We start from the raw sequence: 861 nt of genomic DNA, 5'->3' as shown, positions 1-861 counted from the left end.
GGAGTCTCAATGATGCTGTCAAGCCGCTCGGGCGGTTGTGGTCGGCTTAGTGGGCTCCCAGGTGCGGTTGTCGCGCAGCAGCGCCCACAGGACATCGACGCGGCGACGGGCCAGGGCGATGATCGCGCCTTTGGTGCCTTTGCCCTCGGCGCGTTTCCGGTCGTAGAAGGCCCGAGAGGTGGGGTCGCAGCGGATGCTGGTCAGCGCGGACATGTAGAACACTCGCCGCAGGGCGCGATTGTAGCGTTGGGGTCGGTGCAGGCGGCCGGTGCGTTTGCCGGAATCGTTGGGCACCGGTGCGAGTCCGGCGTAAGCGGCCAGGTGTGCGGCGGAAGCGAACCATCCGGGATCGCCTGCGGCAGCGAGGAATTCGGCACCGAGTCGGAATCCGATGCCCGGGAGACTGGTGATTACCTCGGCCAGGCGGTGGTGGCGAAATCGGGCCTCGATGGCAGTGTCGAGTTCGGCAATCTGGTCATCGAGGCGCAGCACCTCCTTTGCCAACGCGGCGACCAACTCGGCAGCGACGTCCTCGCCGGGCAGCCGGGTCGTCTGCGTTTTCGCCGCCGCCACGGTGGCTTCGGCGATGCGGGTCGCGGTGGGCTCCCGCAGTCCCAGCCTGGTCAGCAGGTTCGCCAGGCGCGTGGCACCGGCACGGCGAATGGCTTTGGGGCGCTGGTAATGCGACAGCAGCAGCGCCCAGCCGCGATGGCCGGTGATATCGGCGGCGCGTTCGAGAGCAGGACAGATCGCGGTCAGTTGCTGGCGCAACCGGTTGATGGCGCGAGTGCGGTCGCAGACCAGATCGGTGCGACGGCCGGTGAGCAGGCGCAGTTCGAGGATCAACTCGTCGGCAGTACG

General features: G+C 67.8%; 1 protein-coding gene. It reads right to left on the bottom strand.

What is annotated here, in order from left to right; genetic code table 11:
* Positions 1 to 18: 18 nt before the first annotated feature.
* A partial coding sequence (locus tag ACYVN4_RS45135; protein WP_460730488.1) for an IS110 family RNA-guided transposase occupies positions 19 to 861 on the bottom strand: 843 nt, incomplete at its 5' end.

This window comes from Nocardia heshunensis, from assembly GCF_054782115.1.
This window is presented reverse-complemented; position numbering and strand designations above follow the sequence as displayed.